This window comes from Curtobacterium sp. USHLN213 (genome assembly GCF_037144815.1).
Classification (GTDB): Bacteria; Actinomycetota; Actinomycetes; order Actinomycetales; family Microbacteriaceae; genus Curtobacterium.
This window is the reverse complement of the sequence record NZ_JBBCYQ010000002.1, coordinates 209884-233504: the sequence shown is the minus strand read 5'-3', so window position 1 is coordinate 233504 and position 23621 is coordinate 209884. Positions and strand designations below refer to the sequence as shown.

Below are 23621 nucleotides of genomic sequence, written 5' to 3'. Positions count from 1 at the left end.
CCAGCCTAACCGGCGGTGAAGGCCAGACGGTCGCCCGATCGCGACGCCTGCACGCCCGGCAGGTCGATCGGCCCCTGCCCGCTCCAGTCGGTGACGAGTCGGCACACCTCGAGCGTCTGCACGCGGGACAGCGTCACGCCGAACTCGCTCTCCACCGCCAGCCGCACGAGCCGCTGCCGGAGGGCCGGCGGGTTGGCCGCGAGCTCCCGCACGGACAGCGAGATGCCGGCCTCGGAGTGCTCGGCGAGGTCCTCGGCCATCTCCTCGGCGAAGTGGTCGAGCGCGGCCGAGTCCTCGCGGAGCTGGTCGGCGGTGCGGGCGAGGGCCTCGGGCACGCCGGCACCGAGTTCGCGTTCGAGGGCGGGCAGGAGCACGTTCCGGACGCGGACGCGCGCGAAGGCGGGGTCCGCGTTCTGCGGGTCGTCCCACGGGGCGAGTCCGGCGGCGGCGCACGCCTGCCGCGTCGTGTGTCGACGGACGCCGAGGAGCGGCCGCCCGTAGGCCGGCCCCGCCTCGCGCCGCGTCAACGGCGCCATGCCGGACAGCGAGTCCGGCCCGCTCCCGCGGGCGAGGCCGAGCAGCACGGACTCGGCCTGGTCGTCCAGCGTGTGTCCGAACAGCACGAGGGGTGACCCGACGTCGGACGCGACGAGCGCGATCGACGCGTGCCGCGCCTCCCGAGCCGCCGCTTCGGGACCGCCCGCGGAACCCACGGCGACACGACGGACGGTCACCGGTGCGAGTCCCAGCTCGGACGCCTGCCTGGAGGCGCGGCTCGCCACCGCCTCGGACCCCGCCTGGAGCGCGTGGTCGACGACCACCGCCCCTGCTCGCAGGTCCTGCTTGGGCGCCTCGAACGCGGTGGCCGCGGCGAGCGCGAGCGAGTCCGGTCCGCCGCTCAGCGCGACGAGCACGAGGTCTCCGGGGCGCACCGTGCCCTCGTCGAGCGCCTGCGCGAGCAGGGAGCGCACGGCGCGACGGGTGTCGGCGACCGCAGGGTCGAGCCGGGGACGCGGAGTGTTCACCCGGTAACGTTAGCCGCGCTTTCTTCCCGCACATCAGACCAGGAGCGCAACATGGCCGCGTACGACGTCGTCGTCGAGATCCCCAAGGGCAGCCGCAACAAGTACGAGGTGGACCACGAGACCGGTCGCGTGTACCTCGACCGCGTGCTGTTCACCTCGTTCGTGTACCCGACCGACTACGGGTTCTTCGAGAAGACCCTGGCCGACGACGGTGACCCCGTGGACGCGCTGCTGCTCCTCGAGTACCCGACGTTCCCCGGTGTGGGCGTCAAGGTCCGCCCGGTCGGCGTCTTCAAGATGAGCGACGAGGCCGGCAATGACGCGAAGGTCCTCGTGGTCCCCGCGAAGGACCCGCGTTGGGCGCACATCCAGGACATCTCGGACGTCGACGAGCAGACGAAGGCCGAGATCGCGCACTTCTTCGAGCGCTACAAGGACCTCGAGCCGAACAAGTGGGTCAAGGCCGAGGGCTGGGGCGACGCCGCCGAGGCCGAGGCGATCGTCACGGCCGGCCAGGCCGCGTACGTGCCCGCCGGTCACTGACGCTCCCGGTTCCGTTCCGGTTCGACCGGGACTGCACCGCCTGACGACGAGTGCGCACGATCCCTCGTGCGCACTCGTCGTTCTTGCGTGCGGCTAGAGCGAACCGCTCGGCCGTGCGACGTAGGGCAGCAGCTGGCCCGGGGTCCAGATCGCCCGCTCGAGCACGCCGCGCTGCGGGTTCGCCGCCTCGACCATCATGCCGTTGCCGGTGTAGATCGAGTCGTGGTACGCCTCGTTGACGGTGCCGTTGTACGAGTAGAAGAGGATGTCGCCGGGTTGCCGCTGCGACATCGGCACGAGGCGCCCGATCGACTTGAAGTAGTTGTACTGCCAGACGACGTTGTGGCCACCGGTGGCGATACCTTGCGAGCTGTAGGCCATCATCACGAGGCCGGAGCAGTCCCACGTGTTCGGGCCCGCACCGCCGAACTGGTACGCGTCGCCGATCTGTGCTCGGGCGTAGGCGATCGCGCCGGCTGCCTTCGAGGGGGTGCTCGGTGCGGTCGGGGTCGTCGGGGTGGTGGGCGTGCTCGGCTTCGACGGGGTGGTCGGAGTGGTCGGGGTGCTCGGCTTCGACGGTGTGGTCGGGGTGCTCGGCTTCGACGGTGTGGCCGGGGTGCTGGGCTTGGTGCCGCCGCCGGCGCTCGGCTGGGTGCTCGTGCCGCCGCCCGTGCTCGGCGTGCTGCTCGCGGCATCCCCACCCGAGCCGGTGCCGGTGCCTGCGGCCGCGGTCGCCCCGGAGCCACCGGTGGTCGACGCGAGCTGCGCCTCCGCCCGCTTCGCCTGCTGCGCGGTCCAGTAGGCGGCCTCGGTGGCGACGCTCGTGCCCTTGAGGTACGCGAGCTGCTGCAGCACCTCGTCCTGCTGGTCCTGCTCCCGCTGCACGCGTGCCTGCGCCGACGCTGCGGTGTCGTTCGCCTCGGCGAGGGCGGCCTTCGTCGTGTCCGTCGCCTTCGCGAGGGCCTTCGTCGCGGCGGACTGCTGCGCGGCGATCGCGTCGACGGTGTTCTGATCCGCCTGGGCCTGGGCGAGGACGGTCGCGGACCGCTCGGACAGGTGCGACATCGTGCCGACCCGGTAGAGCAGGTCCTTCGAGTCCCGCGAGTCGATGAGCATCGCCGCGGACAGGTCCCCGCCGCCGGTGCGCGACAGCTCGACCACGAGGCCGGCGACCTGCTGCGCGGAGGCGTCCGCCGTCCGCTCCGCTCGCTTCGACTGCGCAGTGAGGTCGTCCAGGGTGGCCTGCGCGTCCTGCTGCTGCGACGCCGCGAGGGCGTACGTCTGACCGGCCTGGAGCTCGGCGACCTGTGCGCTGTCGGCAGCGTCCTGCAGGGTCTGCAGCCGGGTGCTCAGCTCGTCGACGGTGGACTGGGCCTCGGCGGTGTCCGCCTTCGCCGCTCGCACGTCGTCCCAGCTCGGGGCGGACGGTGCCGCCTGGGCCGGGCCGGCGATCACGACGGAGAGACCGATCCCGAGGACGGCCACCACCGCGATCCCACAGGACAGGGTGCGAGCGGAGTGCTTCACGGCGTTCAGGGCCTTTCGGGCGCGCACACGGTCATACCGAGATCCCCCGCGCTGCCATGAAGGGGACCGGGTCGACGGCGGAACCGTTCACCCGGGTCTCGAAGTGGAGGTGGCAACCCGTCGACCACCCGGTCGAACCGACCTTGGCGATCTGCTGCCCGGCGGTGACGTGCTGGCCGACCGACACGAGCGTGCCGCCGTCGACGATGTGCCCGTACGCGGTCGAGATGCCGCCGCCGTTGTCGAGCACGACCTCGTTGCCGTAGCCGCCGCCGTTCGCCGCGAAGGTCACCGTGCCGGACGCCGCCGCGTAGATCGGGGCGTAGCAGGCGGGAGCGAGGTCGACGCCGGCGTGCAGGGCGTAGTTCTTCGTGTACGGGTCGAGTCGGTAGCCGAACGGGCTCGTCTGGTACCCGCCGGTCGGGCGGACCCAGCCGGACGAGTTCGGCGAACCGCCACCGGTCCCGCCCTGGCTCGTCGCCGCGGCCTTCGCTGCCGCTGCCGCGATGCGGGCCAGCCGGGCCTTCTCCACCTGGACACCCTTGTTGTAGCGCGCCTCGACGTTCTGCTCGCTCGTGGTGAGCAGGGTGAGCTGCGCCTCGAGTCGCTCCTTGTTGTCCGCCTGCGCGTCCACCGAGGACTGCGCCTGGTCGGCGGCGGTCTGTGCGGCCTGCATCTTCTGCTGTGCCTGGTCGGCGAGGTCGCCGAGGGCCTCCTTGGCGCGGTCCGCCTTGTCGGCGAGGCCCTGGGCCACGCCGCGGTCCTGCGACGCCTGCGCGTAGATGCCGTCGGCCTGCTCGCTGAGCTTCGACATCGCACCGAGCTCGTACAGCAGGTCACCCGACTTCGTGGGGTGCGTGAGGATGTCCGTCGTCACGTCGTTCGCGCTCGCCCGCCCGAGCTGCGCCGCGAGCTGACCGGCCTGCGCCTCGGACGCGGTCGCGGTCTTCTCGGCGTCGTCCGCCTGGGACTGCAGCTTCTTCTGGGTCAGCGTCGCGTCGTCGTACTTCGTCTGCGCGGTCTGGTACGCCGTCCCGGCGGCCTCGGCGGACTTCTGCGCCGCGGAGGCCTTCGCCGTGAGGTCGGCGATGAGCCCCTTGATCTGGGTCACCTTCGCCTGCTGGGCAGACTTCGACGCCTTGGCCTTCTCGACGTCCGACCAGCTCGGGTACGACGCCGCACTGGCCGACGTCACCGGGGCGAGGGCCGCGAGGGTGCCGGCGGTGAGCGCGACGGCGACCGCGGCGGCGATGAAGCGGCGGCGGGGACCGGGGCGGAGTGAGAGCGATGGTGAGGTCGACATACATCTCGATTTCGTAACAGCGCGGCAAGGCTCACGCACGTAACACTGTTAACAAGCGCAACAGTAACAACAGGTGTCGCACCCGCACACCCCCTCGCACGAGGGGCACGGGACCGACGACGATGGTCGCATCGGAACATCGACAGCACGAATCGGGGCCTGGTGCCCCAGGGTGAGTGAAGCCCTGCGCCCGGTCAGCGATACCGCGACACGCCGGGGATTCCGCGGTGGAGCGGCTCGATTTGTGAATCCCGGGAGGCATCCGTATGCTTGTCCATCGGTAGCGCGAAGCACCGCTTGCGGCCCTATCGTTTAGTGGCCTAGGACACCGCCCTTTCACGGCGGCAGCACGGGTTCGAATCCCGTTGGGGTCACTCCTCGCAGAGTGAGCAAGCAAGCAGAGCACTACCGAACAACACAACACAACATGGCCCTGTAGCGCAGTTGGTTAGCGTGCCGCCCTGTCACGGCGGAGGTCGCGGGTTCAAGTCCCGTCAGGGTCGCCACGGCTGGATAGCTCAGTTGGTAGAGCGTTCGACTGAAAATCGAAAGGTCCACGGATCGATGCCGTGTCCAGCCACGGTGAAAGGCCCCCTACTCCGGTAGGGGGCCTTTTTGCGTTGGTCGGAGCGCGACCACGTCCAGGAGGCGGGGGGGGGGGGGGGGGGCCCCCCCCCCCCCCCCGGGGGGGGGGGGCCCCCCCCCCCCCCCCCCCCCCCCTCCTGGGACGGTCACCTACGCCTCGCGCGTCTTCGGGCTGCTCTCCTCGGTCTTCGCCGGGTCGCGTTCGACCACCGAGCCGAGGGCATCGTCGATGCGGGACAGCAGCTCCGCGGGGATCGTCACCCCGGCAGCGCCGGCGTTGTCGTGCACCTGCTCCGGACGCGAGGCGCCGATGATCGCGGACGCCACGTTCTGGTTCTGCAGCACCCAGGCGACTGCGAGCTGCGCCATCGACAGGTCCAGCTCGTCGGCGATCGGCTTGAGCTCCTGCACGGCGGACAGCACCTCGTCGCGCATGAACCGCTCGATCATCTTCGCGCCGCCCTTGTCGTCGGTGGCGCGGGAGCCCTCGGGGAGCGGCTGACCGGGCTGGTACTTCCCCGTCAGCACACCCTGCGCGATCGGGGACCAGACGATCTGCGAGATGCCGAGCTCCTCGGACGTCGGGACGACCTCGCCCTCGATGACCCGCCAGAGCGCCGAGTACTGCGGCTGGTTCGAGATGAGCTGGACGCCGAGGTCGTCGGCGATCTCGTGTCCCGCGCGGAGCTGCTCCGCCGTCCACTCGCTCACGCCGATGTAGAGCGCCTTGCCCTGCCGGACGACGTCGGCGAACGCCATCATCGTCTCTTCGAGCGGCGTCTCGTAGTCGAACCGGTGTGCCTGGTAGAGGTCGACGTAGTCGGTCTGCAGCCGCTCGAGCGAACCGTTGATCGACTCGAGGATGTGCTTGCGGCTCAGGCCGGTGTCGTTGTGCCCCTTGGGTCCGGTCGGCCCGAACACCTTCGTGGCGATCTCGAGGGACTGGCGTCGCTCCCCCTTCAGTGCCTCGCCGAGGACGGTCTCGGCACCGGTGTTGGCGTAGACGTCGGCGGTGTCGAACGTCGAGATGCCGACGTCGAGCGCTGCCCGGACGCAGGCGATCGCCGCGTCGTTCTCGACCTGGGAGGCGTGGGTGAGCCAGTTGCCGTAGGTGATCTCGGAGACCTTGAGGCCCGAGTTGCCGAGGTAGCGGTACTCCATGTGCGTGTCACTCCTGTCGTGGCCGCGTCGGTGCGGCTCCGTCGGCGACGGTAGTCCTCGGGACCTCCGTGCGAGCCGGTGACTGTACGCTGATGTTTCAGGAGCGACGGGGAAAGACGAAACCCCGGCGATGTGGCCTGGGCCAGGGATCGTTCCGGGGTCTTCGTGGACAACGGTAGCAGACAGGGGTGTGATGCAGGAAGACGAGCTCGAGCGCTTGATCACGCCCGATCGGCTCCGTTCGTACACCGAGCGGACGGGGTCCTCGACCGGCGCGTTGCGGCTGTACGAGTGGAACATGCGCGCCGCGGCGTCGGTCATGGAACTCACCGGCGTCGTCGAAGTGGTCGCGCGCAACGCACTCGACCGAGAACTCAGCGACTGGGCGGCGGGTCGCACCGGGAGCCCGTGGTTCGACGTCGCTCCGCTCGACGGCCGCGGCAGTGCAGACCTCGCGAAGGCTCGAGCACGTGCGAGTCGGAACGGACGTCTCGACGAAGTCCACGGCCGGGTCATCGCCGAGCTCACCTTCGGGTTCTGGCGGTACCTCGTCGAATCGCGGTACCACACCTCGCTCTGGGTGCCGGATCTGCACAGGGCCTTCCCGCGCGGGCCGGACAACCTTCGCATGCGGCGGAGCGAGGTGACGCGGCGCCTGCAGCAACTGCACTTCGTGCGGAACCGGGCGGCGCACCACGAACCCATCCACGCACGTGACCTGCAGCGGGACCACGACTACGCGCTCGAGCTGCTCGGCTGGATCAGCCCGCACGCGGCGGCGTGGGCGGCGGACACCACCTCGCTCCGAGCCGTGCTCCGCGCCCGTCCCGACGGGTAGGTGCAGGATCGGAAGGGTTGCGGTGCAGTGGTGCACCGCCGGGAGCGAAGGAGCGTCCATGTCGGGAGCCAGCGTGCTGTTCATCGGCGGCAGCGGGGTGATCAGTGCCTCCTGTGTCCGCGAAGCCGTCGAGCAGGGGTTCGACGTCACCGTGCTCAACCGGGGGACCACCGGGGGCAGGCCGATCCCGGAGGGTGTGACGCGCCTCCAGGCCGACGTCTCGGACCGGAGCGCCCTGGCAGAGGTGGTCGGCGACCGCCACTGGGACGTCGTCGTGAACTGGATCGCCTTCACGCCGGACCAGGTGCAGGCCGACGTCGACTTCTTCGCCGAGCGGACGAGGCAGTACGTGTTCATCAGTTCGGCCTCGGCGTACCAGACCCCGGCGACGCACCTGCCGATCACGGAGTCGACGCCCCTGAAGAACCCGTACTGGCAGTACTCGCGGGACAAGATCGCGTGCGAGGAGCTGCTGATGGCGGCGTACCGGGAGCAGGACTTCCCGGTGACGATCGTCCGGCCGTCGCACACCTACGACGAGACGAAGCTCCCACTGACGGGCGGCTGGACCGCGGTCGCGCGGATGCGGGCCGGCAAGCCGATCATCATCACGGGCGACGGCAGCTCGCTGTGGACGATCACCCACAGCCGGGACTTCGCGGTCGGGTTCACGGGGCTGCTCGACCGGGCCGAGGCGATCGGTGAGGCCTTCACGATCACGAGCGACGAGGCGCCGACCTGGAACCAGATCGCGCACGAGATCGCAGCGGCAGCAGGCGTCGAAGACCTGCGGATCGTGCACGTGCCGGCGGATGCGATCAACGCCGTGGACCCGGAGTGGGGTGCGGCGCTCCTCGGCGACAAGGCGAACAGCTCGGTCTTCGACAACAGCAAGGTGCGGTCGCTCGTGCCGTGGTACCGGCCGCGCACGCCCTACCGGCAGGGCGTGCGCGAGGTCATCGCCTGGTACGAGGCGAACCCCGACGCGCAGGTCGTCGACGAGCGGCTCGACGCCCTGATGGACGAGCTGGCGGCGCGCTGGGCGGTGTGAGCCGCGGGGCGCCGCGGCGCGCTGCGCCCGGCGCCGCCGTGCTTCGTGAGCAGAAATGGTCGGGTCGCCCGAGGGCACCCGACCATTTCTGCTCACGAAGCGAGCGCGGAGTTCAGAAGCGAGCGCGGAGCTCAGGCTCGCGCGCGCAACACCTCGGCGAGGGCGCCGATCGCCAGGCGCACCTCGTCGTCGGTCACGACGAGCGGCGGCGCGAAGCGGATCGTCGACCCGTGCGTGTCCTTCACGAGCACCCCACGGTCGGCGAGGTCCTGAGCGATCTGCTTGCCCGTGCCGAGCGCGGGGTCGATGTCGATCCCCGCCCAGAGCCCGGCGACCCGGTGCGAGACGACCCCGGAGCCGACCAGGTCGTCGAGCAGCCCGCGCAGCAACGGTTCGCCCTCGAGCGCCCGCTGCTGGAACGTGCCCTCGCCGAGCATCGCCACGACCTCGGAGCCGACGGCGGCCGCGAGCGGGTTCCCGCCGAAGGTCGACCCGTGCTCGCCCGGACGCAGGACGCCCAGCACGTCACGCCGACCGACCACGGCGGACACGGGGACGATCCCGCCGCCGAGCGCCTTGCCGAGCGTGATGAGGTCCGGGCGGACCCCGACGCGCTGCACGGCGAGGGTGTGGCCGGTGCGACCGAGCCCGGACTGGATCTCGTCGGCGACGAGGAGTGCGCCGAACTCGTCGCAGATCGCCCGGACGTCGGGCAGGTAGGACGGAGGCGGGATGACGACCCCGCCCTCGCCCTGGATCGGCTCGAGCAGCACGGCGACGACGGTCTCGTCCATCGCCTCGCGCAGGGCAGCGGCATCGCCGTACGGCACGGTGCGGAAACCGGGCGTGAACGGCCCGAAGTCGTCGTGCGCCGACGGGTCGTCCGAGAACGAGATGATCGTCGTCGTGCGACCGTGGAAGTTCCCCGAGGCGACGATGATCGTGGCGCGCTCGGCGGGGACGCCCTTGACGCGGTAGCCCCACGCACGGGAGACCTTGATCGCGGACTCCACCGCCTCGGCACCGGTGTTCATCGGCAGGACCATGTCGGTCTCGGTCAACGCGGCGAGCGCCGAGGCGAACGGCCCGAGCTGGTCGTTCACGAACGCGCGCGAGGTCAGCGTGACCCGGTCGAGCTGCGCCCGCGCGGCGTCGAGCAGCCGCGGGTTGCCGTGGCCGAAGTTCACGGCGGAGTAGGCGGCGAGGCCGTCCAGGTAGCGCTTGCCGTCGACGTCCGTGACCCACGCGCCTTCGCCCGATGCGATGACGACGGGCAGCGGGCTGTAGTTGTGGGCGAGGGAGCGTTCCTCGACGGCGAGCGCCGCAGCGGTCCGCGAACCGAGCGACGAGGCCGTCATCGCGCGACCGAGGTGCCGGTGCCGACGGGGTGCAGGTCGAGCGTGCAGCACTTCACGCCGCCGCCGCCGAGCAGCAGCTCGGACAGGTCGACGCCGATCGGGTTGTAGCCCTTCTCGCGGAGCTGCTCGGCGAACCGGACAGCCCGGGCGGCGATCACGACGTTGTACCCGTCGGAGTAGGAGTTCAGGCCGAGGATCGCAGCGTCCTCCTCGGTGGCGATGATCGCGTCCGGGAAGCGCTCGCGCAGGATCGCCAGCGACGGCTCGTCGAAGGCGCTCTCGAGGTAGGCGATGTTCGACGTGCCGTCCGCGGCGGGCTCCGGGTCGAGGACCGCGATCGCCGTGTCGAGGTGGTAGAAGTTCGGGTTGATGAGCTTCAGGGTGACGACCTCGCGGCCGGAGATCCGCGCGAGCTCCTCGTGGGAGGTGCTGTCCGAGCGGAAGCCCGTGCCGGCGAAGATGGTGTTCCCGATGAGCAGGAAGTCGCCCTCGCCCTCGTTCGTCTCCTCGGGCTCGGCGACGGTCAGGCCCGCGCTGCGGAACCAGTCCATGTACGCCGGACCCTCGGGCTGACGCTCGGGGTACTGGAACTTCGCGCCGTACGCGACGCCGTCGAGCACGAACCCACCGTTGGCCGCGTAGACCATGTCCGGCAGGCCCTCGATCGGCTCGATGTACGAGATGTCGAAGCCGAGCTGCTCGTAGACGTCCACGAGGGACTGCCACTGCTCGACGGCCTTCGACGTGTCGGTCGGGTCCTCGGGGTGCATCCACGGGTTGATCCGGTAGCTGACCGTGTAGTGCGTCGGCTTGCACATCAGGATCGTCCGCTTGGTGGCGGTACGGGCCGGTGCATCGGTGGTCGAGGGTGCGGTGTTCGACATCAGTCCTCCTGAGAAGGGACCGGGGCCCGAGCCTGCCAGGAACCACCACTGAAGAAGAGCTCCGGTGAGATGCAGGCTCACTCACCGCAGCGGACCAGGTCGACGCCGCGTCGATCCTCGCACACACCAACCAGCACGTGCAGTCCCCCACACTGCGGGTCAGTGGCACCCGTTCGGGTGACGCACGTTTCGTGCGCCGAACCCACCGGGCGTGCAAGAAGTCCGCGTACCATGGGTGCAATGGATTCGCTCGACCACCGCATCCTGGATCAACTCCGGGAGAACGCCCGCGCCGGCTACGGCGACATCGGGTCGGTGGTCGGACTCTCGGCCTCCGCCGTGAAACGTCGCGTCGACCGGCTGGTGGGCGACGGCGTGATCCAGGGCTTCACGATCAAGGTCGACCCCGCCGTCGAGGACCGCGGCACCGAGGCCTGGGTAGAGCTCTACTGCCGCGGCACGGTCTCCCCCGACGAGCTCCGCACCCTGCTCGACAGCGTGCCGGAGGTCATCGATGCCGGCACCGTCACGGGCAGCGCCGACGCCGTCGTGCACATGCGATCGAAGGACCTCTCCGCGCTCGAGGAAGCCCTCGACAAGGTCCGCCTCGCACCCCAGGTGGACCACACGCGGTCCGCGATCGTGCTCTCCAAGCTGGTCAGTCGCGAGACCGCGTAACGTCCCGCACATGGGACTGAAGGCGGCCAGGAGGCACGGATCGCCTCCCACGGGTTCGCGCACGGCCCGCCGGCTGGTCACCGCTGCGAGCGTCGCCTACGTCGCGAACTGCGCCTGGGGCACCGCCGTCGCCGTGCGGCTCATCCGGACGAGGAAGCTCCGCGTCGTCCACCACGGCCTGTTCGTCGTGACCGCCACGCTGACCGGTGTCGCGGCGACCACCCCGGTCTGGACGCGAGGCCGATCGGCGCTCTTCCTGCTCCCGGCGCTCGTGCCGCTCGCGGTCGCACCACGCACGAACCCGCGCTCCGGAGCACACTGGCAAGTCGCGGTCGCCGCGGCGCCGTCCTACCTGGGGGCGTTGCTCGCGGGCCGCCGAGCAGAGAGGTGAGCAGTGGAGCTCTTCGAGGCCATCAGACGCCGGCGGACCACCAACGGACCGTTCCTCCCCGACCCCGTGTCGCCCGAGCACCAGCGGCTGCTCATGGAGCTGGCCGGCCGGGCACCGTCGCAGCTCAACAGCCAGCCGTGGCGGTTCGTCCTCGTCGAGGAGCGCGACACGATCGACCGCGTCGCCGAGATCAGCGGCTCGTCGATGACCCGGACCATGGCCGAGGGGACGTTCTTCGAGCGGTACAAGCCGTACTTCCGGTTCTCCCAGGCCGAGATGGACGAGCGGCGCGACGGCATGCTGTTCGACAAGCTCCCCGGACCGCTCAAGCCCTTCACGAAGCAGGTGTTCACGAAGCGCGGGCAGCTGCTCATGAACACACTGCGGGTGCCGCACACCCTCGGTGAGGAGAACCGGAGGCTCGTCGCCGGGTCGCCGCTGCTGCTCGGCGTGCTGCTCGACCGGCACGAGTACCGGAAGGAGGAGCTCTCGGGCTTCTACTCGGTGTTCAGCATGGGTGCGGCGATGGAGAACATCTGGCTCGCCACCACCGAGCTCGGCCTCGGCATCCAGTTCGTGTCCTTCCCGATGGAGACGCCCGGGGCGTGGGAGCAGATCGAGGGACTGCTCCACGTCCCCGAGTCGCTCGAGCTGATGGCCGTCTACCGGATCGGCTACCTGCCGCCCGAGCGCCGGCGTCCCGCGATCGACTGGACGTCGAGCGAGCGGAAGCGGCCGTCGCAGTACGTCTTCCGCGGGACCTGCGACACCCCGCAGCAGGGGTGGGACGACGCGCCCGTGGCGGGGCACATCGCCCCTGAGGCGACCACCTCGTGACCGCGGCCGTGCCCGCCGGGGGCGAGCCGCGCCTCCAGGCCGTCGCTCCCGGACTGACCGGACGCCCCTGGATCTCGCAGGACTGGCTCGACGTCGTCTTCGTGCACTGGCGCGTCGACGTCTCGGCGGTGGCGCCGCTGCTCCCCGCCGGCACCCGGCCGGACACCCTCACTGCGGACGGCACCGACGACGGGGCGACCACGTGGGTCGGCCTCATCGCGTTCCGGTTCGAGGACACCCGGTTCCCGCCGATCTCGACGGGGAGGGTCGGGGACTTCGTCGAGGTGAACGTCCGCGTCTACACGATCGACGACGAAGGGCGGCACGGGGTGGTGTTCCTGTCGCTCGACGCCGGCAAGCTCCTGCCGACGATCGGCGCGCGCGTCGCGACCGGTCTGCCGTACTGGTGGGCCGATGCCGAGACGCGGAACGGCGACGGCCGCGTCGGCTACGCCATGCGACGACACGGGACGCACCTGCGGTCCCTCGTCGAAGTGCGGGTCGGTGCGGAGGTGACCGAGCCGACGGCCCTCGAGACCTTCCTGACCGCGCGGTGGGGCATGCACGTGCACCGAGCCGGCCGGACCCGGTTCTGGCCGAACGAGCACGAGCCGTGGCCGCTCCACCGGGCCTCGGTCGTGTCGCTCCGGGACGACCTGATCGGTGCGGCCGGACTCCCGTTCGGCCTGGCCTCGCTCGAACCGGACTCGGTGCTCTACTCGCCGGGGGTCACGACGCGGTTCGGTCTGGGGCGCTGAGCGGCGGTGCCCCCGCGGTCCGCTCGGCGACGGCGAACTGCACGACGGCCATCACCACGGCAAGCGCCGCGAAGAGCGATCCCGGGCCGATCCAGACCGCCGCGAGACGATCCGGCACGGCAGGGGCCGTGAACCCCACGACGGACAGGCCCGTGCACGCCACGGCGACGAACACCGACGCCCACGCCACGAGCAGTCGGTCGACACGGGGCACCGACCGGGCGAAGCGGAACGTCATCGGGATCCAGCCCACCGCACCGAAGAGCACGCCGAACGGGAGACCGACGACGAGGCTGCCGATCGCGAGGATCGTTGCCGTCGTCACACCGACCGTCATCCGGACGACGTGCAACCGCCAGGAAGCCGTCATGGTCTGCTCGGCGTAGGCCGATCTCCCGGCGGCGGCCAGGGCGATCGCCCCAGCGGCGACGACGGTCCCGCTCCCCGCGCAGACGACCGCGCCGAGTGGCTCCCCGAAGCGGGCGGCGGCCAGGACGAGCAGCACCGCCAGGAGCATCACGAGGACCGGGAGCGTCCAGACCTCGTGGTGTCGCGTCGGGGTGCTGAGGACCCAGCCGGGTGGAGGCGTTTCCTCGGCGGTGTCCTCGTTCCGGGTCTCCACGAACCCATCATGCTCGTGGCCGACCCCGCCTGCATCGGTCCGGGGGACAGCGGCTGAGTGGTGCACGGTCGACCGCAGGTACAAGGGAGCCATGACTCGAGTGGCAGTGGTGACCGGTGGTTCCGCAGGACTGGGACGGGCGACGGTGCGGGAGCTCGCCGCGCGGGGGTGGGACGTCGCCGTGCTCGCGCGGGGGCGGGACGGGGTCGAGGCCGCGGTCGCCGAGGTCGAGGCGGCCGGACGACGAGGGCTGGCGCTGGTCGCGGACGTGTCCGACCGGGAGGCCGTCGAGGCAGCCGCGGACCGCGTCGAACAGGAGCTCGGGCCGATCGACCTCTGGGTCAACGGCGTGATGGTCGGCGTGTTCGGGCGGTTCATGGACACCGCACCCGAGGACTTCGAGCGCGCACTGCACGTGACCTACCTCGGCTTCGTGAACGGCACCCGGGCAGCGCTGTCCCGGATGGTCCCCCGCGACCGCGGGCAGGTCGTCCAGGTCGGTTCGGCCCTCGGCTTCCGGGGCATCCCGCTGCAGGCCGCGTACTGCGGGGCGAAGCACGCGATCGTCGGGTTCACCGAGTCGGTCGTCTCCGAGCTCCTCGAGCAGGGCAGCAAGGTGCAGGTCTCCCGCGTCGACATGCCCGCGCTCAACACCATCCAGTTCCAGTGGGTGAAGTCGAAGCTGCCGCACCAGCCCCAGCCGGTCGCACCGATCTACCAGCCGGAGGTCGGCGCACGAGCGATCGCCGCCGTCGCCGAGCGGCCCCGTCGCCGCACCTGGGTCGGGGAGTCGACGGTCTACACGATCCTCGGCAACCGGATCAGCGGGCGGTTCGCGGACTGGTACGCCGCGAAGACGCTGGTGTCCGGGCAGCAGGACCCCGAGAAGGACGGGTCGGCGATCGGCGTCAACCTCTACGAACCGGTTCCAGGGGACCACGGGGCGCACGGGGTGTTCGACGACACCGCGCACGCCTGGTCGCCGCAGACCTGGTGGGTGGAACACCGCCGGCTCGGGAACGGGATCGTCGGCGCGGTGCTGGCCGGTGCGGCGGGAGCCGTGGCGCTGGCGGCGGGACGACGACGATGACGTCGGGCTCCGGTGTCGAGGCCTTCCGGGCCGCCGTGGGGATCGGGCACGCGGTCCGGGCCGCACGGGGTGGTGGGCAGCCGGTGCTGGACGTCGTGCTCGCGGCGCGGCAGCTCGCACAGGCGGGGCTGGTCGGCCGCGCCGGGACGCCCGACGCACACACGCTCAGCGCGGTCGTGGACACCCTCCACGGCCTGACCATGGTGCCGCTGGCCGTCGCTGACCGTCGGCGGCGCCGGTTCGCCCTCGGACAGCTCGGGATCTCCCTCGTGCTGGTGATCGCCGAGTGCGCGGCCGTCGGCAGCGGACGTCGTGCTGTCGGAGGTGCTCGGTAGCGTCCCGGGCATGAGCACGACCTACTCCGTCGCGTCCTCGCTGGACGGGTTCGTCGCCGCGCCCGGCGACGACCTCGACTGGCTGCTGCAGTTCGGCTTCGAGCCGTTCCAGGAACACCACGACCGCTTCTTCGCGGGCGTCGGCGCCCTCGTGATGGGGTCGACCACGTACGAGTGGCTGCTCGCCCACGACGACACCTGGGCGTACCCGGACCTGCCGACCTGGGTGTTCACCACGCGCGAGCTGCCCGTGCCGGACGGTGCCGAGGTGCACTTCGTCTCGGGATCGGTCGCGGACCACCAGTCGGTCCTCGAGCGGGCGGCGGGCGAACGCGACGTGTGGGTCGTCGGCGGCGGCCTGCTCGCGGCGCAGTACCAGCAGGCCGGGCTGCTCGACGAGCTCCGGGTCACCGTGATGCCGATCGCGCTCGGCGCCGGTGCGCCCCTGCTGCCGGTGGCCGCGCCCACGCCGGTGTTCGAACTGGTCGGCACGACGCCGTTCGTGGGCGGCGCGGTCGAACTGCACTACCGGTCGACACCGGCGGCCGGTGACACGGACCCGCACTCCGTCGGCCAGGATGCGCGCACCGACGCCTGACGCCCACCAGCAGCGGCGTAGCGTCCGTGCCATGAGCGACAACGAACAGACCGAGCCCGTCATGGACGGCGCCACCGAGGCGACGAACCACGAGAAGCTGCACGGCCTCATCGAGCAGGTCGACCACGACCACGCTGGCGAGGGCGCCGGAGCGATGGCCGACCACCTCCGTGACCGGATGGACGAGACCGGCGTCGTGGACGAGGAAGCCGGCGACACCGAGGACTGAGCCCCGCCGGACGCCACCGCGCGCGTCCGCGGACGGTCCCCCTCGGTCAGGCGACGTCCGCGCGGAAGGTGCGCAGCGCCTCCAGGTCGTCCGCGTCGAGACCGGCACGCTCGACGAACCGGTCCACGTCGAACGCGGCGAGGGCCGCGCGGAACGCCCCCTCGACCGTGGTGCCGTGCTCGGCGCACAGCGCCTCGATCTTCGCCTCGTTCGCGGGGACGCCGATCGAGGCGAGCAGAGCCGGGGCGTTGTCGACCGTGACGAGGTGGTCGGCGACGATCGCCTCGGGTTCGACGCCGACGAGGGACAGCAGGACGAGCGCGATGATCCCGGTGCGGTCGCGTCCGCCCGCGCAGTGGAAGAGGACACCGCCCGGTTCGGCTCGGGCGATCGCACGCAGGACGGAGCCGGTGCGCTCCGGCAGCTCGGCGAGGTGCGGGCCGTAGTACAGCGGTGTACCGACGAGCCCGGTCTCCCAGTACGCCTGCCAGAACGCGGGAGCCGCGTCGAGTCCGTCGTGGTCGATCACGACGGTCGTCACCCAGTCCGGCCGGGTACCGGTGTCCTTCTCGGTCTCCCACGGCGCGCGCAGGTCGACGACCGTGCGGACCCCCGCGTCGCGCAGCGCCTGCCAGCCGGCGGGGCTCACGCGGTCGACGTTCTCGGACCGGAACACGTGCCCGGACGGGGTCGTCCCGCCGTCCCGCAGCGGGAGCCCGCCCAGGTCGCGGGCGTTGAACAGCCCCTCGGCGTGCAGGGTGCGATCGACGTCAGACATGCAACTCCGCGAGGTCGGGGTCGAGGTCACCGAAGCGGTGCGCCGTGATCGACACCGTCTGTTCGCGCAGGAACGGGAGCATCTCGATGATCCCGGCCTCGACCACGGGGGCGTCGTGGATGGCGACGTCAACGCTGGCGCCCAGGGCTTCCTCGAGCGCGAGCGGGTCACCGCCCACGAGCCGGATCCGGGCGCCGGGTCCGCCAAAGGCCGTGTGCGCCGGGCGGTCCTGCCCCTGGGCGAGCACGGCGTCGAGCGTGTCCTGCTCGACCTCGTCGCCGGAGGACCAGTCCGGCCGGAACAGGTCACCGGAGGCGGCACGACGGAGGAACTCGTCGTCCGACTCGACCAGGTGGTCGACGACGTGCAGCGGCGATCGGCTCGACGCGAGCAACTGTGTGAGCGGTCCGGGGAGCGGCCGAGCCGTGCTCACGAGCAGGTCGGCCCGGGCGGCGGTCGCGGCGGCGAGCACGCGCACGAGGTCGCCGGACGAGGCACCCTCGGCCTGCCGGACGATGACGGACTGCGGTCGCCAGCGCAGCACGTTCCGCTCGACGACGAGCCCGGCCGGGTCGTGCGCCACGCCGAACTCGGACTCGCGTGCGCGGACGTCGCTCAGTGCACCGGCACGCACCTGGTCGAACTCCTCGAACGACAGGCCGCTGCGGGCCGCCTCGATCACGGCGGTGACCCTCGGCGGCAGGCCGTGCAGCTGGATGCTCTTGTGCACGGTCCGGGGCGTGGGCTCCCACCGGCCGAGCGTCGCGACGGACATCGAGCCGCCGGGCTTCGTCCCGGTGCCGACCGACGAGCGCTTCCACCCGCCGAACGGCTGCCGGTGGACGATCGCGCCCGTGGTGCCGCGGTTGACGGACAGGTTGCCCGCGCGGACCCCGGCGATCCAGTCCGCGACCTCGTCGGTGTCGAGGGAGTGGAGGCCGGCGGCGAGCCCGTGGTCGGTGCCGTTCTGGATCGCGATCGCCTGGTCGAGGGTGTCGGCACGCATGATCCCGAGGACCGGGGCGAGGTACTCGGTCTGGTGGAAGTCGCTGCCGGGCCGGACACCGTCGCGGATCCCCGGCGACCACAGCCGGCCGGAGTCGTCGAGCGGGACCGGCTGCACCAGCCAGGACTCCCCCGGGCCGAGCTCGGTCAGCCCGGAGCGCACCGTGCCCTCGGGCTCGGCGATGAGCGGCCCCACCTGCGCCGTCGGGTCGTCCGGCCAGGCGACACGCAGGGTGCGGGTGGCGTCGACGAGCTGTCGGCGGAAGCGCTCGCTCTCGCCGACCGCCCCCACGAGGATCACCAGCGAGGCCGCGGAGCACTGCTGCCCGGCGCGACCGAACGCCGACCGGACGATGTCCTGCACGGCGAGGTCGAGATCCGCACTGGGAGTGACGACGATCGCGTTCTTGCCGCTCGTCGCGCCGGTGAGCGGCAGACCTGCCCGCCACCAGCGGAAGGAGCGTGCGGTGTCGGCCGAGCCCGTGAGGACGATCCGGTCGACGGCGGGGTGCGCGATGAGGTCGCGGCCGAGCTGGTCCTCGTCGAGGTCGACGAGCTGGAGCAGGGAGTGCGGGACCCCGGCGTCCCAGAGCACGTCGGCGAGCACCGCCCCGGAGCGCTTCGCCTGGGGCGCGGGCTTCAGGACGACCCCGCTGCCCGCGGCGAGTGCGGCGAACACGCCCTCGGCCGGGTTCGCGACGGGCGACGTCCACGTCGGCGCCACGACCGTGAGGCGCGGCGGCACGTACCGGGCATCATCGCCGTCGAGCACGGCCAGCCGCCGGGCGCTGTCGGCGGCGTGGTGGGCGGAGTCGATCGCGGCGCTCACGTCGGAGTCGGCTTCGCTGAAGGTCGTGCCCGTCTCCGCCGCCGACACCTCGATGAGGTCGGCACGCCGCGTCTCGAGCTCGTGCGCGATGAGGTCGAGGAGCTCGGCACGGTCGGACGGGTCCTGCCGTCCCCAGTTCACCCCGGCCTGCGCCGTCCGGGCGACGATGCGCTCGAGCTTCGACCGGTCGGCGACCTTCGACCCGCGGATCGTCTGCGCACCGAGCTGCGAGCGCGGCACCCGCCGGAGCACGTCGAGCGCCCACTCGCGGTTCGCCGCGGTCGACGGGTCGGTGTCGGGTGCGTTCGTGAAGGCGTCGCGGTGCACGGGGTCGCCGATCGGGGCACGGCGGTCCTGCGTCCGGTTCGTGGCCGGCACCGGACCGGGAGCGTCGATGGCCGCGACCGCCGCGAGCCACCGGCCGCGTTCACGCTCGAAGACGCTCTCGTCCTGAACGATGTCGCCCGCCGCGGCGACGAAGCCGTCCGGACTGGCGCTCTCCTGCAGCCGCCGGGCGAGGTACGGGATCGCGGCGTCGAACTGGTCGGGGTGCATGACCGGGGTGGAGACGACCACCCGTCCGACGTCGGCACGGACGGCGTCGGCGGACGCGGACGCCATCCCGAGCAGCACCGCGACGTGCACGCCGTCGGTGACGCCACGGCGCTGGGCGAGGGTCCACGCCGTCGCGAGGGTGAAGAGGTTGTGGCTCGCGACCCCGATCCGGACCGCGTCGATGCGCTCCGGCGTGAGGGCGGCGTCGAGCAGCCGGAGGTGGGCGGTGTCGGTCTCCTGCTTCGACCCCCACGTGGCGAGGGGCCACCCGTGCAGGATCGCGTCGACCCGTTCCGTCGCGAGCGAGGCGCCCTTGACGAGTCGGACCGTGATCGGCGCACCGCCACGGGCACGCCGCTGCTGCGCCCAGGCGGTCAGGGAATCGAGTGCGCCGGCGGCGTCGGGCAGGTACGCCTGCAGCACCACACCGGCGTCCAGCCCGAGGAACTCGTCGCGGTCGAGGAGCGTCCGGAACGCAGCGAGCGTGACGTCGAGGTCGCGGTGGTCCCCGGCGTCGAGCGTGACGGACTTCGCGGTCGGGGACGACGCGGCGAGCCGGTACAGGGGGACGAGCCGGTCCACCACCCGTTCGACGGTCTGGTCGAACGCCCACGCGGACATCTGCGGCACGACCGAACGCACACCGATCGACACGTGGTCGACGTCGTCACGCGCCAGCAGGTCCATCGTCGCCTGCAACCGTCGGTCGCTCTCCGCGCTGCCGAGCACGGCTTCGCCGAGCAGGTTCACGTCGACGACCACACCCGGGCCGCCGACCTTCGCGAGCGCGGGCCCGAGCTTCGCGTCGGTGGCGTCGACCACCAGGTGCCCGGTCATCCGCCGCAGGATCTTCCGCGCCGTGGGCACCACGGCCCACGGAGCCATGGTCGCGAACCCGCCGCCGAGCGTCACCGCGCCGCGCAGGGACCAAGACAGGAAGTCCGGGACGTCGCGGCTGACCTGCTCGAGGTTGCGGGCCACGACACGCGGGTCCTCGGGGCGGATCACCTTGTCGACGAGACCGCGCGTGAAGTCCAGCCCCCGGTCGTCCCGCAGGGCCTCGGCCAGGCGGACCGCCCCCGCGTCGGGCTTCGTCCCCGCGGACTCCGCCAGCCACCGCCGCACGAGGGCGACGGCGTCGTCGGTGCAGTCCTGCAGTCGGGCGCTCGGCATGCACCGATCGTATGCTGCGCCACCGACCGCACCTCGGAGCGAGCCGTGCGCCACCGGCGAGTCATCCGAGCGGATGATCATGCCGTCGAAGCGTCCGGAGGTCGATACGCTGACGCCATGTCGAACGAGGGCGCCGAGGGCCACGACTGGGCGACGTGGGACGCCTACCACGACGTCTGGCGACGCCTCGACCGAGCGCTCGACCAGGCCGTGCAGCACGGCGCAGGCATCTCGATCCCCGAGTTCGAGATCCTCATCGGACTGCACCGCGAGCCGGACCACCGGTTGCGGGTCCGCGACATCGCGGCCGGGATCGGCTGGGAGAAGTCACGCGTCAGCCACCAGGTCACGCGCATGGTGGCGCGGGGCCTCGTCGAGCGCGCGGACTGCCCCACCGACGGACGGGGCAGCTGGGTGGAGATGACCCCGGACGGTCGCCGCGCGGTGCTCGCCGGCATCCGTGCGCACACCGGTGCGCTCGAGGACCTGTTCTGGAGGCCCGTGGGGACCGACGCGGACACGCTGCGGTCCGTCAGTGCTCGCGTCGACGCCGCGATCGGCCCCGACGAATCGGATCCGGACAGCGCCGACTGAGACGACGACACCCCCGCCCCGGGACGGCCGGGACGGGGGTGCGACGTGCGGGGGTGTTACTTGATCTTGGCGGTGATGGTGGCGGTGCCGACGAGGAGGCCGGACTTCACGGCGTCGGTCTTGAAGGTGCTGTTGAGCAGCTTCGCGGCGTCACCCGAGACGTGCACCGTGGTGCCGGTCAGGATCGCGTTGTCACCCTCGAGCTGCAGCGGCTTGAGCGTGCCACCGTGCAGCGAGAACAGGTACGCGTTGTTCACCGCGACCTTGCCGTTGACCAGCACGTCACCGTAGAGCTTGGACGAGCCCGGGTTCACGACGAAGTTCTCCAGCGTGACCGTCGTCTCACCGGCGGTGAGGGTCAGACCCGAGTCGTCGTGGTTCAGCAGACCCTGCACGTACGGACGGTAGTCACCGTCCGGCGACCAGTACGTGACCGAACCGGACGTGATCGGGAACGACACGGACCCGTCGGCGAGCTTGGCGTCACCGGAGACACCCGGGGTCAGCTTCAGCGCGGTCAGGGCGTCGGTGAAGCCGGAGTCGAGCTTCACGGCGGTGTCGCCACCGAGGACCTCGGGCACCGACGCGACGGGGCCGGGGATCTTCGACGAGGACGACGACACGGTGTGCACCGACGGGGTCGAGGCCTGCGCCGAGGTGATGCCGAACGCGGCACCACCCAGCACGAGCGCACCCGTCGTGGCGAGCGTGATGGAGGTCTTGAGGCTCTTGCGCATGGTGATCAGTCCTTTGCTGTTGTCGCGCTCGGCGCGGCTGCTGTGTGCGCGCCGAACACACCCTGGTGCAGGGTGGAGAACCAGCGATGTGCGGCTGGTGAGCGCTTCCGGGGTGTTCCCCGGTCGATGTCAGTGATTCGGCACCCTCGCCCAGCCGGATTGGTCCGGATCGGGATCCGTCAGAGATCGACGTCCGCGAGCACCCGGTCGTCGCCGCGGAGCCGTACCTGCACGCTGGCGATGTCGTCGCGCTGCACGTCGGTCGAGGCGGACAGCCCCCGAGCGTCCTCGCCCGCGGCCGACCACGACGCCACGGTCTGCACGGACCCGTCGTCGCGCACGACCACGAGGTCGTACATCACGGACCCGTCGGCGGCCCAGGACTTCCCGCCGTAGGAACAGCCCCAGTCGAAGCGGGTGCCCCACGGTTCGCCGCTGACGGACAGGTCGACGTCGAGGCCGCGCTCCCCCACGAGCGCGTACCGGTCGGCCGACGCCGTGACGGGGCCGGCCTGGACGGACGGGTCCACCCGTGCGGTGCCGACCGCGAGTCCGCCGAGGACCGCGGCGACCACCGCGGCGGCGGCCGTGGCCGCGACCCAGATCCGGCGGCGACGACGACGGTGTCGAACGCGGTGCGCGACGGAGGCGAGGGTGCTCTCGGAGCCGGTGTCGCGCCTCCCGTCCGGGTCTGCGATCTCGACCGCCTGGTCGGCCGGCAGCTTGGACAGCAGGCCCGGGAGACCGACCAGCTCGGCGACGGCGGCCGCACAGCGGTCGCACGTCTCGAGGTGCCGCTCGTACTCGAGCCGCTCGTCCGGCGGGAGGGAACCGAGCACGTAGGCGGCGTCCCACTCGGCGTAGCGGTCGTCGCTCATCGCGTCACTCCTCGTTCCTGCAGTGCGAGCCGGAGGGCCCGCAGCCCGTAGTGCAGCCGCGACTTCGCGGTGCCCTCGGGGATGTCGTGTCGTCGGGCGATCTCGGGGACCGTGTGTCCGAGCCAGTAGGCGTCCACCACCACCCGGCGGTGGTCGGGGCTGAGGGAGGCGAGGGCGTCCGCGACGACGATGCGGTCGAGGACGGCGTCGGTGCGGTCCGCCTCGACCCGGTCGACGGGGGACTCGGTGCCGTGCTCACGGCGGTTCCGCGCGGACCGGGCATCGTCGACGACGAGGTTCCGGGCGACGGTGAAGAGCCACGCCCGAGCGCTGTCCGGGGCGCGTTCGAGCACGGCCGGGCGCTGCCACGCGCGCACCATCGTCTCCTGCACGACGTCCTCGACCGTGTGGCCGTCCCGCGTCAGGTGCCGGACGTACCGGGTGAGCGCGTCGCCGTGCTCCCGGTAGAGCGTCGCGAGCAGCTCGTCGGCGGACCGGCCCGTGGCCATCACTTCGCCAGGTCGAGGGAGAACTCGACGGACCCCTTCGGGTCCACCGTGACGAAGCCGAGGGACGGTGCTTCGACGCCGTAGTCCTCGAAGGTGATCGGGATGCTGCCGGCGACCTGCACGGTGCCGTCCTTCGCGACGGCGACCTGGGCGTCGGCGGTGACGGGCTGCTCGACGCCGTGCAGGTCCATCGTGCCGGTGAGCGTGACGTCCTGCGTCGAGCCGTCGAGCGCGCCGGACACGTCGACGGGCTTCGTCAACGTGAACGTCGCCGTGGGGTGCTGGTCCGTCTGGAGCGCGGTGTCGCGGAAGTAGGCGTCACGGGCGGACTCTGGCGTGCTGATCTTCGCGACCTCGACCGTGACCGCCGCCTTCGTGAGGGAGCCGCCGCTGACCTCGGCGCTGCCCTCGATGTCCTTCGTGCGTCCGACCACGTTCACATCCTGCCCCTGGAGCTTCTCGTGCACGCGGTAGCCCGCGAACGAGTCGCCGGTGCTGGTCCAGCTGCCGTCGGCCTCGGCGGCGGTGAGGGTGCCGGAGCCGCCGGACGGCGCGGCGCTGACGGAGGGGGCCGCGGCGGCCTGCCCGTTGACGGTGTTCGCGTAGATGACCGGTCCGGCGATGGCTGCGGCCGCGCCGACGACCACGACGCCGGAGGCGATGCCGATGATGACCTTGGTTCGTGTGCGGAGTCCCATGCCCTGACGACGAGACAGCGGGCCGGATCGTTCACCGGCGTTCGGCATGAGC

25 protein-coding genes and 3 tRNA genes are annotated in these 23621 nt (G+C 71.6%); 15 read left to right on the top strand and 13 right to left on the bottom strand.

Annotated features, from left to right (window positions below):
• Window positions 1–5: 5 nt before the first annotated feature.
• A complete protein-coding gene (gene tilS / locus WFH25_RS03705; protein WP_336696853.1) occupies window positions 6–1025 on the bottom strand; it encodes a tRNA lysidine(34) synthetase TilS in 1020 nt (339 codons plus the stop codon).
• A gap of 51 nt (window positions 1026–1076) precedes the next feature.
• Between tilS and WFH25_RS03700 the strand changes: the two genes are divergently transcribed.
• Window positions 1077–1568: an inorganic diphosphatase gene (locus WFH25_RS03700; protein ID WP_070417329.1), complete on the top strand. Its 492-nt coding sequence runs from the start codon at window positions 1077–1079 to the stop codon at window positions 1566–1568.
• 93 nt (window positions 1569–1661) lie between these two features.
• Here the strand turns inward: WFH25_RS03700 and WFH25_RS03695 are convergent, their stop codons facing one another.
• Both WFH25_RS03695 and WFH25_RS03690 read right to left on the bottom strand, forming a co-directional pair.
• Complete coding sequence (locus WFH25_RS03695; protein ID WP_336696852.1) at window positions 1662–3122, bottom strand: C40 family peptidase; 1461 nt, start codon at window positions 3120–3122, stop codon at window positions 1662–1664.
• 4 nt (window positions 3123–3126) lie between these two features.
• The gene (locus WFH25_RS03690) at window positions 3127–4398 is read right to left on the bottom strand and encodes a M23 family metallopeptidase (RefSeq protein ID WP_336696851.1); all 1272 of its coding nucleotides are present in this window, start codon (window positions 4396–4398) and stop codon (window positions 3127–3129) included.
• 301 nt (window positions 4399–4699) lie between these two features.
• On the opposite strand from WFH25_RS03690, the gene WFH25_RS03685 reads away from it, so the two are divergent.
• From WFH25_RS03685 to WFH25_RS03675, 3 genes are all read left to right on the top strand, one after another.
• Window positions 4700–4772, top strand: a tRNA-Glu gene (locus tag WFH25_RS03685).
• Between the two features lie 55 nt (window positions 4773–4827).
• Window positions 4828–4904, top strand: a tRNA-Asp gene (locus WFH25_RS03680).
• Between the two features lies 1 nt (window position 4905).
• Window positions 4906–4978: transfer RNA gene (locus tag WFH25_RS03675), tRNA-Phe, on the top strand.
• A gap of 155 nt (window positions 4979–5133) precedes the next feature.
• Here WFH25_RS03675 and WFH25_RS03670 read toward each other — a convergent pair.
• Complete coding sequence (locus WFH25_RS03670) at window positions 5134–6144, bottom strand: aldo/keto reductase family protein (RefSeq protein WP_071296510.1); 1011 nt, start codon at window positions 6142–6144, stop codon at window positions 5134–5136.
• Between the two features lie 190 nt (window positions 6145–6334).
• Here WFH25_RS03670 and WFH25_RS03665 point away from each other — a divergent pair, with 190 nt between their 5' ends.
• Together WFH25_RS03665 and WFH25_RS03660 are read left to right on the top strand one after the other, a co-directional pair.
• Window positions 6335–6982: a hypothetical protein gene (locus WFH25_RS03665; RefSeq protein WP_336696850.1), complete on the top strand. Its 648-nt coding sequence runs from the start codon at window positions 6335–6337 to the stop codon at window positions 6980–6982.
• A gap of 58 nt (window positions 6983–7040) precedes the next feature.
• The gene (locus WFH25_RS03660; RefSeq protein ID WP_336696849.1) at window positions 7041–8033 is read left to right on the top strand and encodes an SDR family oxidoreductase; all 993 of its coding nucleotides are present in this window, start codon (window positions 7041–7043) and stop codon (window positions 8031–8033) included.
• A gap of 131 nt (window positions 8034–8164) precedes the next feature.
• Here the strand turns inward: WFH25_RS03660 and rocD are convergent, their stop codons facing one another.
• Window positions 8165–9391, bottom strand: a complete 1227-nt coding sequence (gene rocD, locus WFH25_RS03655; protein WP_336696848.1) for an ornithine--oxo-acid transaminase — start codon at window positions 9389–9391, stop codon at window positions 8165–8167.
• Window positions 9388–10275: a dimethylargininase gene (gene ddaH, locus WFH25_RS03650; RefSeq protein ID WP_229084553.1), complete on the bottom strand. Its 888-nt coding sequence runs from the start codon at window positions 10273–10275 to the stop codon at window positions 9388–9390. The genes rocD and ddaH overlap by 4 nt, the downstream gene beginning before the upstream one ends.
• 240 nt (window positions 10276–10515) lie before the next feature.
• On the opposite strand from ddaH, the gene WFH25_RS03645 reads away from it, so the two are divergent.
• Genes WFH25_RS03645 through WFH25_RS03630 form a run of 4 tightly spaced genes read left to right on the top strand, consistent with a single transcriptional unit; the run spans window position 10516 to window position 12939 of the window.
• Window positions 10516–10953: an Lrp/AsnC family transcriptional regulator gene (locus WFH25_RS03645; RefSeq protein WP_070417337.1), complete on the top strand. Its 438-nt coding sequence runs from the start codon at window positions 10516–10518 to the stop codon at window positions 10951–10953.
• 10 nt (window positions 10954–10963) lie between these two features.
• Window positions 10964–11344 (top strand): hypothetical protein, encoded by a 381-nt coding sequence (locus tag WFH25_RS03640; RefSeq protein WP_336696847.1) that lies wholly within the window; start codon window positions 10964–10966, stop codon window positions 11342–11344.
• Window positions 11345–11347: 3 nt separating this feature from the next.
• Window positions 11348–12181, top strand: a complete 834-nt coding sequence (locus WFH25_RS03635) for a nitroreductase family protein (RefSeq protein WP_336696846.1) — start codon at window positions 11348–11350, stop codon at window positions 12179–12181.
• A complete protein-coding gene (locus WFH25_RS03630) occupies window positions 12178–12939 on the top strand; it encodes a YqjF family protein (protein ID WP_336696845.1) in 762 nt (253 codons plus the stop codon). Before WFH25_RS03635 ends, WFH25_RS03630 begins: the two co-directional genes overlap by 4 nt.
• On the opposite strand, the gene WFH25_RS03625 is transcribed toward WFH25_RS03630, so the two are convergent.
• The gene (locus WFH25_RS03625) at window positions 12911–13561 is read right to left on the bottom strand and encodes a hypothetical protein (protein WP_336696844.1); all 651 of its coding nucleotides are present in this window, start codon (window positions 13559–13561) and stop codon (window positions 12911–12913) included. The two genes, WFH25_RS03630 and WFH25_RS03625, sit on opposite strands and share 29 nt — an antisense overlap.
• 91 nt (window positions 13562–13652) lie before the next feature.
• Between WFH25_RS03625 and WFH25_RS03620 the strand changes: the two genes are divergently transcribed.
• The 4 genes from WFH25_RS03620 to WFH25_RS03605 are packed head-to-tail and all read left to right on the top strand — an operon-like array spanning window position 13653 to window position 15813.
• A complete protein-coding gene (locus WFH25_RS03620) occupies window positions 13653–14651 on the top strand; it encodes an SDR family oxidoreductase (RefSeq protein ID WP_070417341.1) in 999 nt (332 codons plus the stop codon).
• Complete coding sequence (locus WFH25_RS03615) at window positions 14648–14986, top strand: hypothetical protein (RefSeq protein WP_092388585.1); 339 nt, start codon at window positions 14648–14650, stop codon at window positions 14984–14986. Before WFH25_RS03620 ends, WFH25_RS03615 begins: the two co-directional genes overlap by 4 nt.
• A gap of 10 nt (window positions 14987–14996) precedes the next feature.
• A complete protein-coding gene (locus WFH25_RS03610) occupies window positions 14997–15584 on the top strand; it encodes a dihydrofolate reductase family protein (RefSeq protein ID WP_336696843.1) in 588 nt (195 codons plus the stop codon).
• Between the two features lie 31 nt (window positions 15585–15615).
• On the top strand, window positions 15616–15813 hold the full coding sequence (locus WFH25_RS03605; protein WP_070417343.1) for a hypothetical protein: 198 nt from the start codon (window positions 15616–15618) through the stop codon (window positions 15811–15813).
• 46 nt (window positions 15814–15859) lie between these two features.
• Here WFH25_RS03605 and WFH25_RS03600 read toward each other — a convergent pair whose 3' ends face one another.
• Both WFH25_RS03600 and WFH25_RS03595 read right to left on the bottom strand, forming a co-directional pair.
• Window positions 15860–16591 (bottom strand): tyrosine-protein phosphatase, encoded by a 732-nt coding sequence (locus WFH25_RS03600; protein ID WP_336696842.1) that lies wholly within the window; start codon window positions 16589–16591, stop codon window positions 15860–15862.
• Window positions 16584–20153 (bottom strand): bifunctional proline dehydrogenase/L-glutamate gamma-semialdehyde dehydrogenase, encoded by a 3570-nt coding sequence (locus tag WFH25_RS03595; protein ID WP_336696841.1) that lies wholly within the window; start codon window positions 20151–20153, stop codon window positions 16584–16586. Before WFH25_RS03595 ends, WFH25_RS03600 begins: the two co-directional genes overlap by 8 nt.
• A 117-nt stretch (window positions 20154–20270) precedes the next feature.
• Between WFH25_RS03595 and WFH25_RS03590 the strand changes: the two genes are divergently transcribed.
• A complete protein-coding gene (locus tag WFH25_RS03590) occupies window positions 20271–20747 on the top strand; it encodes a MarR family winged helix-turn-helix transcriptional regulator (RefSeq protein ID WP_070417344.1) in 477 nt (158 codons plus the stop codon).
• 56 nt (window positions 20748–20803) lie between these two features.
• Here the strand turns inward: WFH25_RS03590 and WFH25_RS03585 are convergent, their stop codons facing one another.
• The 4 genes from WFH25_RS03585 to WFH25_RS03570 form a co-directional block, all read right to left on the bottom strand.
• Entirely contained in the window at window positions 20804–21484 is a 681-nt protein-coding gene (locus tag WFH25_RS03585; protein ID WP_070417182.1) for a hypothetical protein, read from the bottom strand.
• A gap of 179 nt (window positions 21485–21663) precedes the next feature.
• Window positions 21664–22362, bottom strand: coding sequence for an anti-sigma factor family protein (locus WFH25_RS03580; RefSeq protein ID WP_336696840.1), 699 nt, complete (start codon window positions 22360–22362; stop codon window positions 21664–21666).
• Window positions 22359–22871: a sigma-70 family RNA polymerase sigma factor gene (locus WFH25_RS03575; protein WP_071294337.1), complete on the bottom strand. Its 513-nt coding sequence runs from the start codon at window positions 22869–22871 to the stop codon at window positions 22359–22361. The genes WFH25_RS03580 and WFH25_RS03575 overlap by 4 nt, the downstream gene beginning before the upstream one ends.
• On the bottom strand, window positions 22871–23617 hold the full coding sequence (locus tag WFH25_RS03570) for a YceI family protein (protein WP_336696839.1): 747 nt from the start codon (window positions 23615–23617) through the stop codon (window positions 22871–22873). The genes WFH25_RS03575 and WFH25_RS03570 overlap by 1 nt, the downstream gene beginning before the upstream one ends.
• Window positions 23618–23621 lie beyond the last annotated feature (4 nt).

What these genes read in the sequence shown, in the direction of transcription:
- WFH25_RS03640 (WP_336696847.1), top strand. Translation starts at nt 10,964, where the DNA reads ATGGGACTGAAGGCGGCCAGGAGGCACGGATCGCCTCCCACGGGTTCG.
- WFH25_RS03610 (WP_336696843.1), top strand. Translation starts at nt 14,997, where the DNA reads ATGAGCACGACCTACTCCGTCGCGTCCTCGCTGGACGGGTTCGTCGCC.
- WFH25_RS03585 (WP_070417182.1), bottom strand. Translation starts at nt 21,484, where the DNA reads ATGCGCAAGAGCCTCAAGACCTCCATCACGCTCGCCACGACGGGTGCG.
- WFH25_RS03580 (WP_336696840.1), bottom strand. Translation starts at nt 22,362, where the DNA reads ATGAGCGACGACCGCTACGCCGAGTGGGACGCCGCCTACGTGCTCGGT.
- WFH25_RS03605 (WP_070417343.1), top strand. Translation starts at nt 15,616, where the DNA reads ATGAGCGACAACGAACAGACCGAGCCCGTCATGGACGGCGCCACCGAG.
- WFH25_RS03660 (WP_336696849.1), top strand. Translation starts at nt 7,041, where the DNA reads ATGTCGGGAGCCAGCGTGCTGTTCATCGGCGGCAGCGGGGTGATCAGT.
- WFH25_RS03570 (WP_336696839.1), bottom strand. Translation starts at nt 23,617, where the DNA reads ATGCCGAACGCCGGTGAACGATCCGGCCCGCTGTCTCGTCGTCAGGGC.
- WFH25_RS03595 (WP_336696841.1), bottom strand. Translation starts at nt 20,153, where the DNA reads ATGCCGAGCGCCCGACTGCAGGACTGCACCGACGACGCCGTCGCCCTC.
- rocD (WP_336696848.1), bottom strand. Translation starts at nt 9,391, where the DNA reads ATGACGGCCTCGTCGCTCGGTTCGCGGACCGCTGCGGCGCTCGCCGTC.
- WFH25_RS03645 (WP_070417337.1), top strand. Translation starts at nt 10,516, where the DNA reads ATGGATTCGCTCGACCACCGCATCCTGGATCAACTCCGGGAGAACGCC.
- WFH25_RS03620 (WP_070417341.1), top strand. Translation starts at nt 13,653, where the DNA reads ATGACTCGAGTGGCAGTGGTGACCGGTGGTTCCGCAGGACTGGGACGG.
- WFH25_RS03575 (WP_071294337.1), bottom strand. Translation starts at nt 22,871, where the DNA reads ATGGCCACGGGCCGGTCCGCCGACGAGCTGCTCGCGACGCTCTACCGG.
- WFH25_RS03670 (WP_071296510.1), bottom strand. Translation starts at nt 6,144, where the DNA reads ATGGAGTACCGCTACCTCGGCAACTCGGGCCTCAAGGTCTCCGAGATC.
- ddaH (WP_229084553.1), bottom strand. Translation starts at nt 10,275, where the DNA reads ATGTCGAACACCGCACCCTCGACCACCGATGCACCGGCCCGTACCGCC.
- WFH25_RS03615 (WP_092388585.1), top strand. Translation starts at nt 14,648, where the DNA reads ATGACGTCGGGCTCCGGTGTCGAGGCCTTCCGGGCCGCCGTGGGGATC.
- WFH25_RS03590 (WP_070417344.1), top strand. Translation starts at nt 20,271, where the DNA reads ATGTCGAACGAGGGCGCCGAGGGCCACGACTGGGCGACGTGGGACGCC.
- WFH25_RS03600 (WP_336696842.1), bottom strand. Translation starts at nt 16,591, where the DNA reads ATGTCTGACGTCGATCGCACCCTGCACGCCGAGGGGCTGTTCAACGCC.
- WFH25_RS03700 (WP_070417329.1), top strand. Translation starts at nt 1,077, where the DNA reads ATGGCCGCGTACGACGTCGTCGTCGAGATCCCCAAGGGCAGCCGCAAC.
- WFH25_RS03690 (WP_336696851.1), bottom strand. Translation starts at nt 4,398, where the DNA reads ATGTCGACCTCACCATCGCTCTCACTCCGCCCCGGTCCCCGCCGCCGC.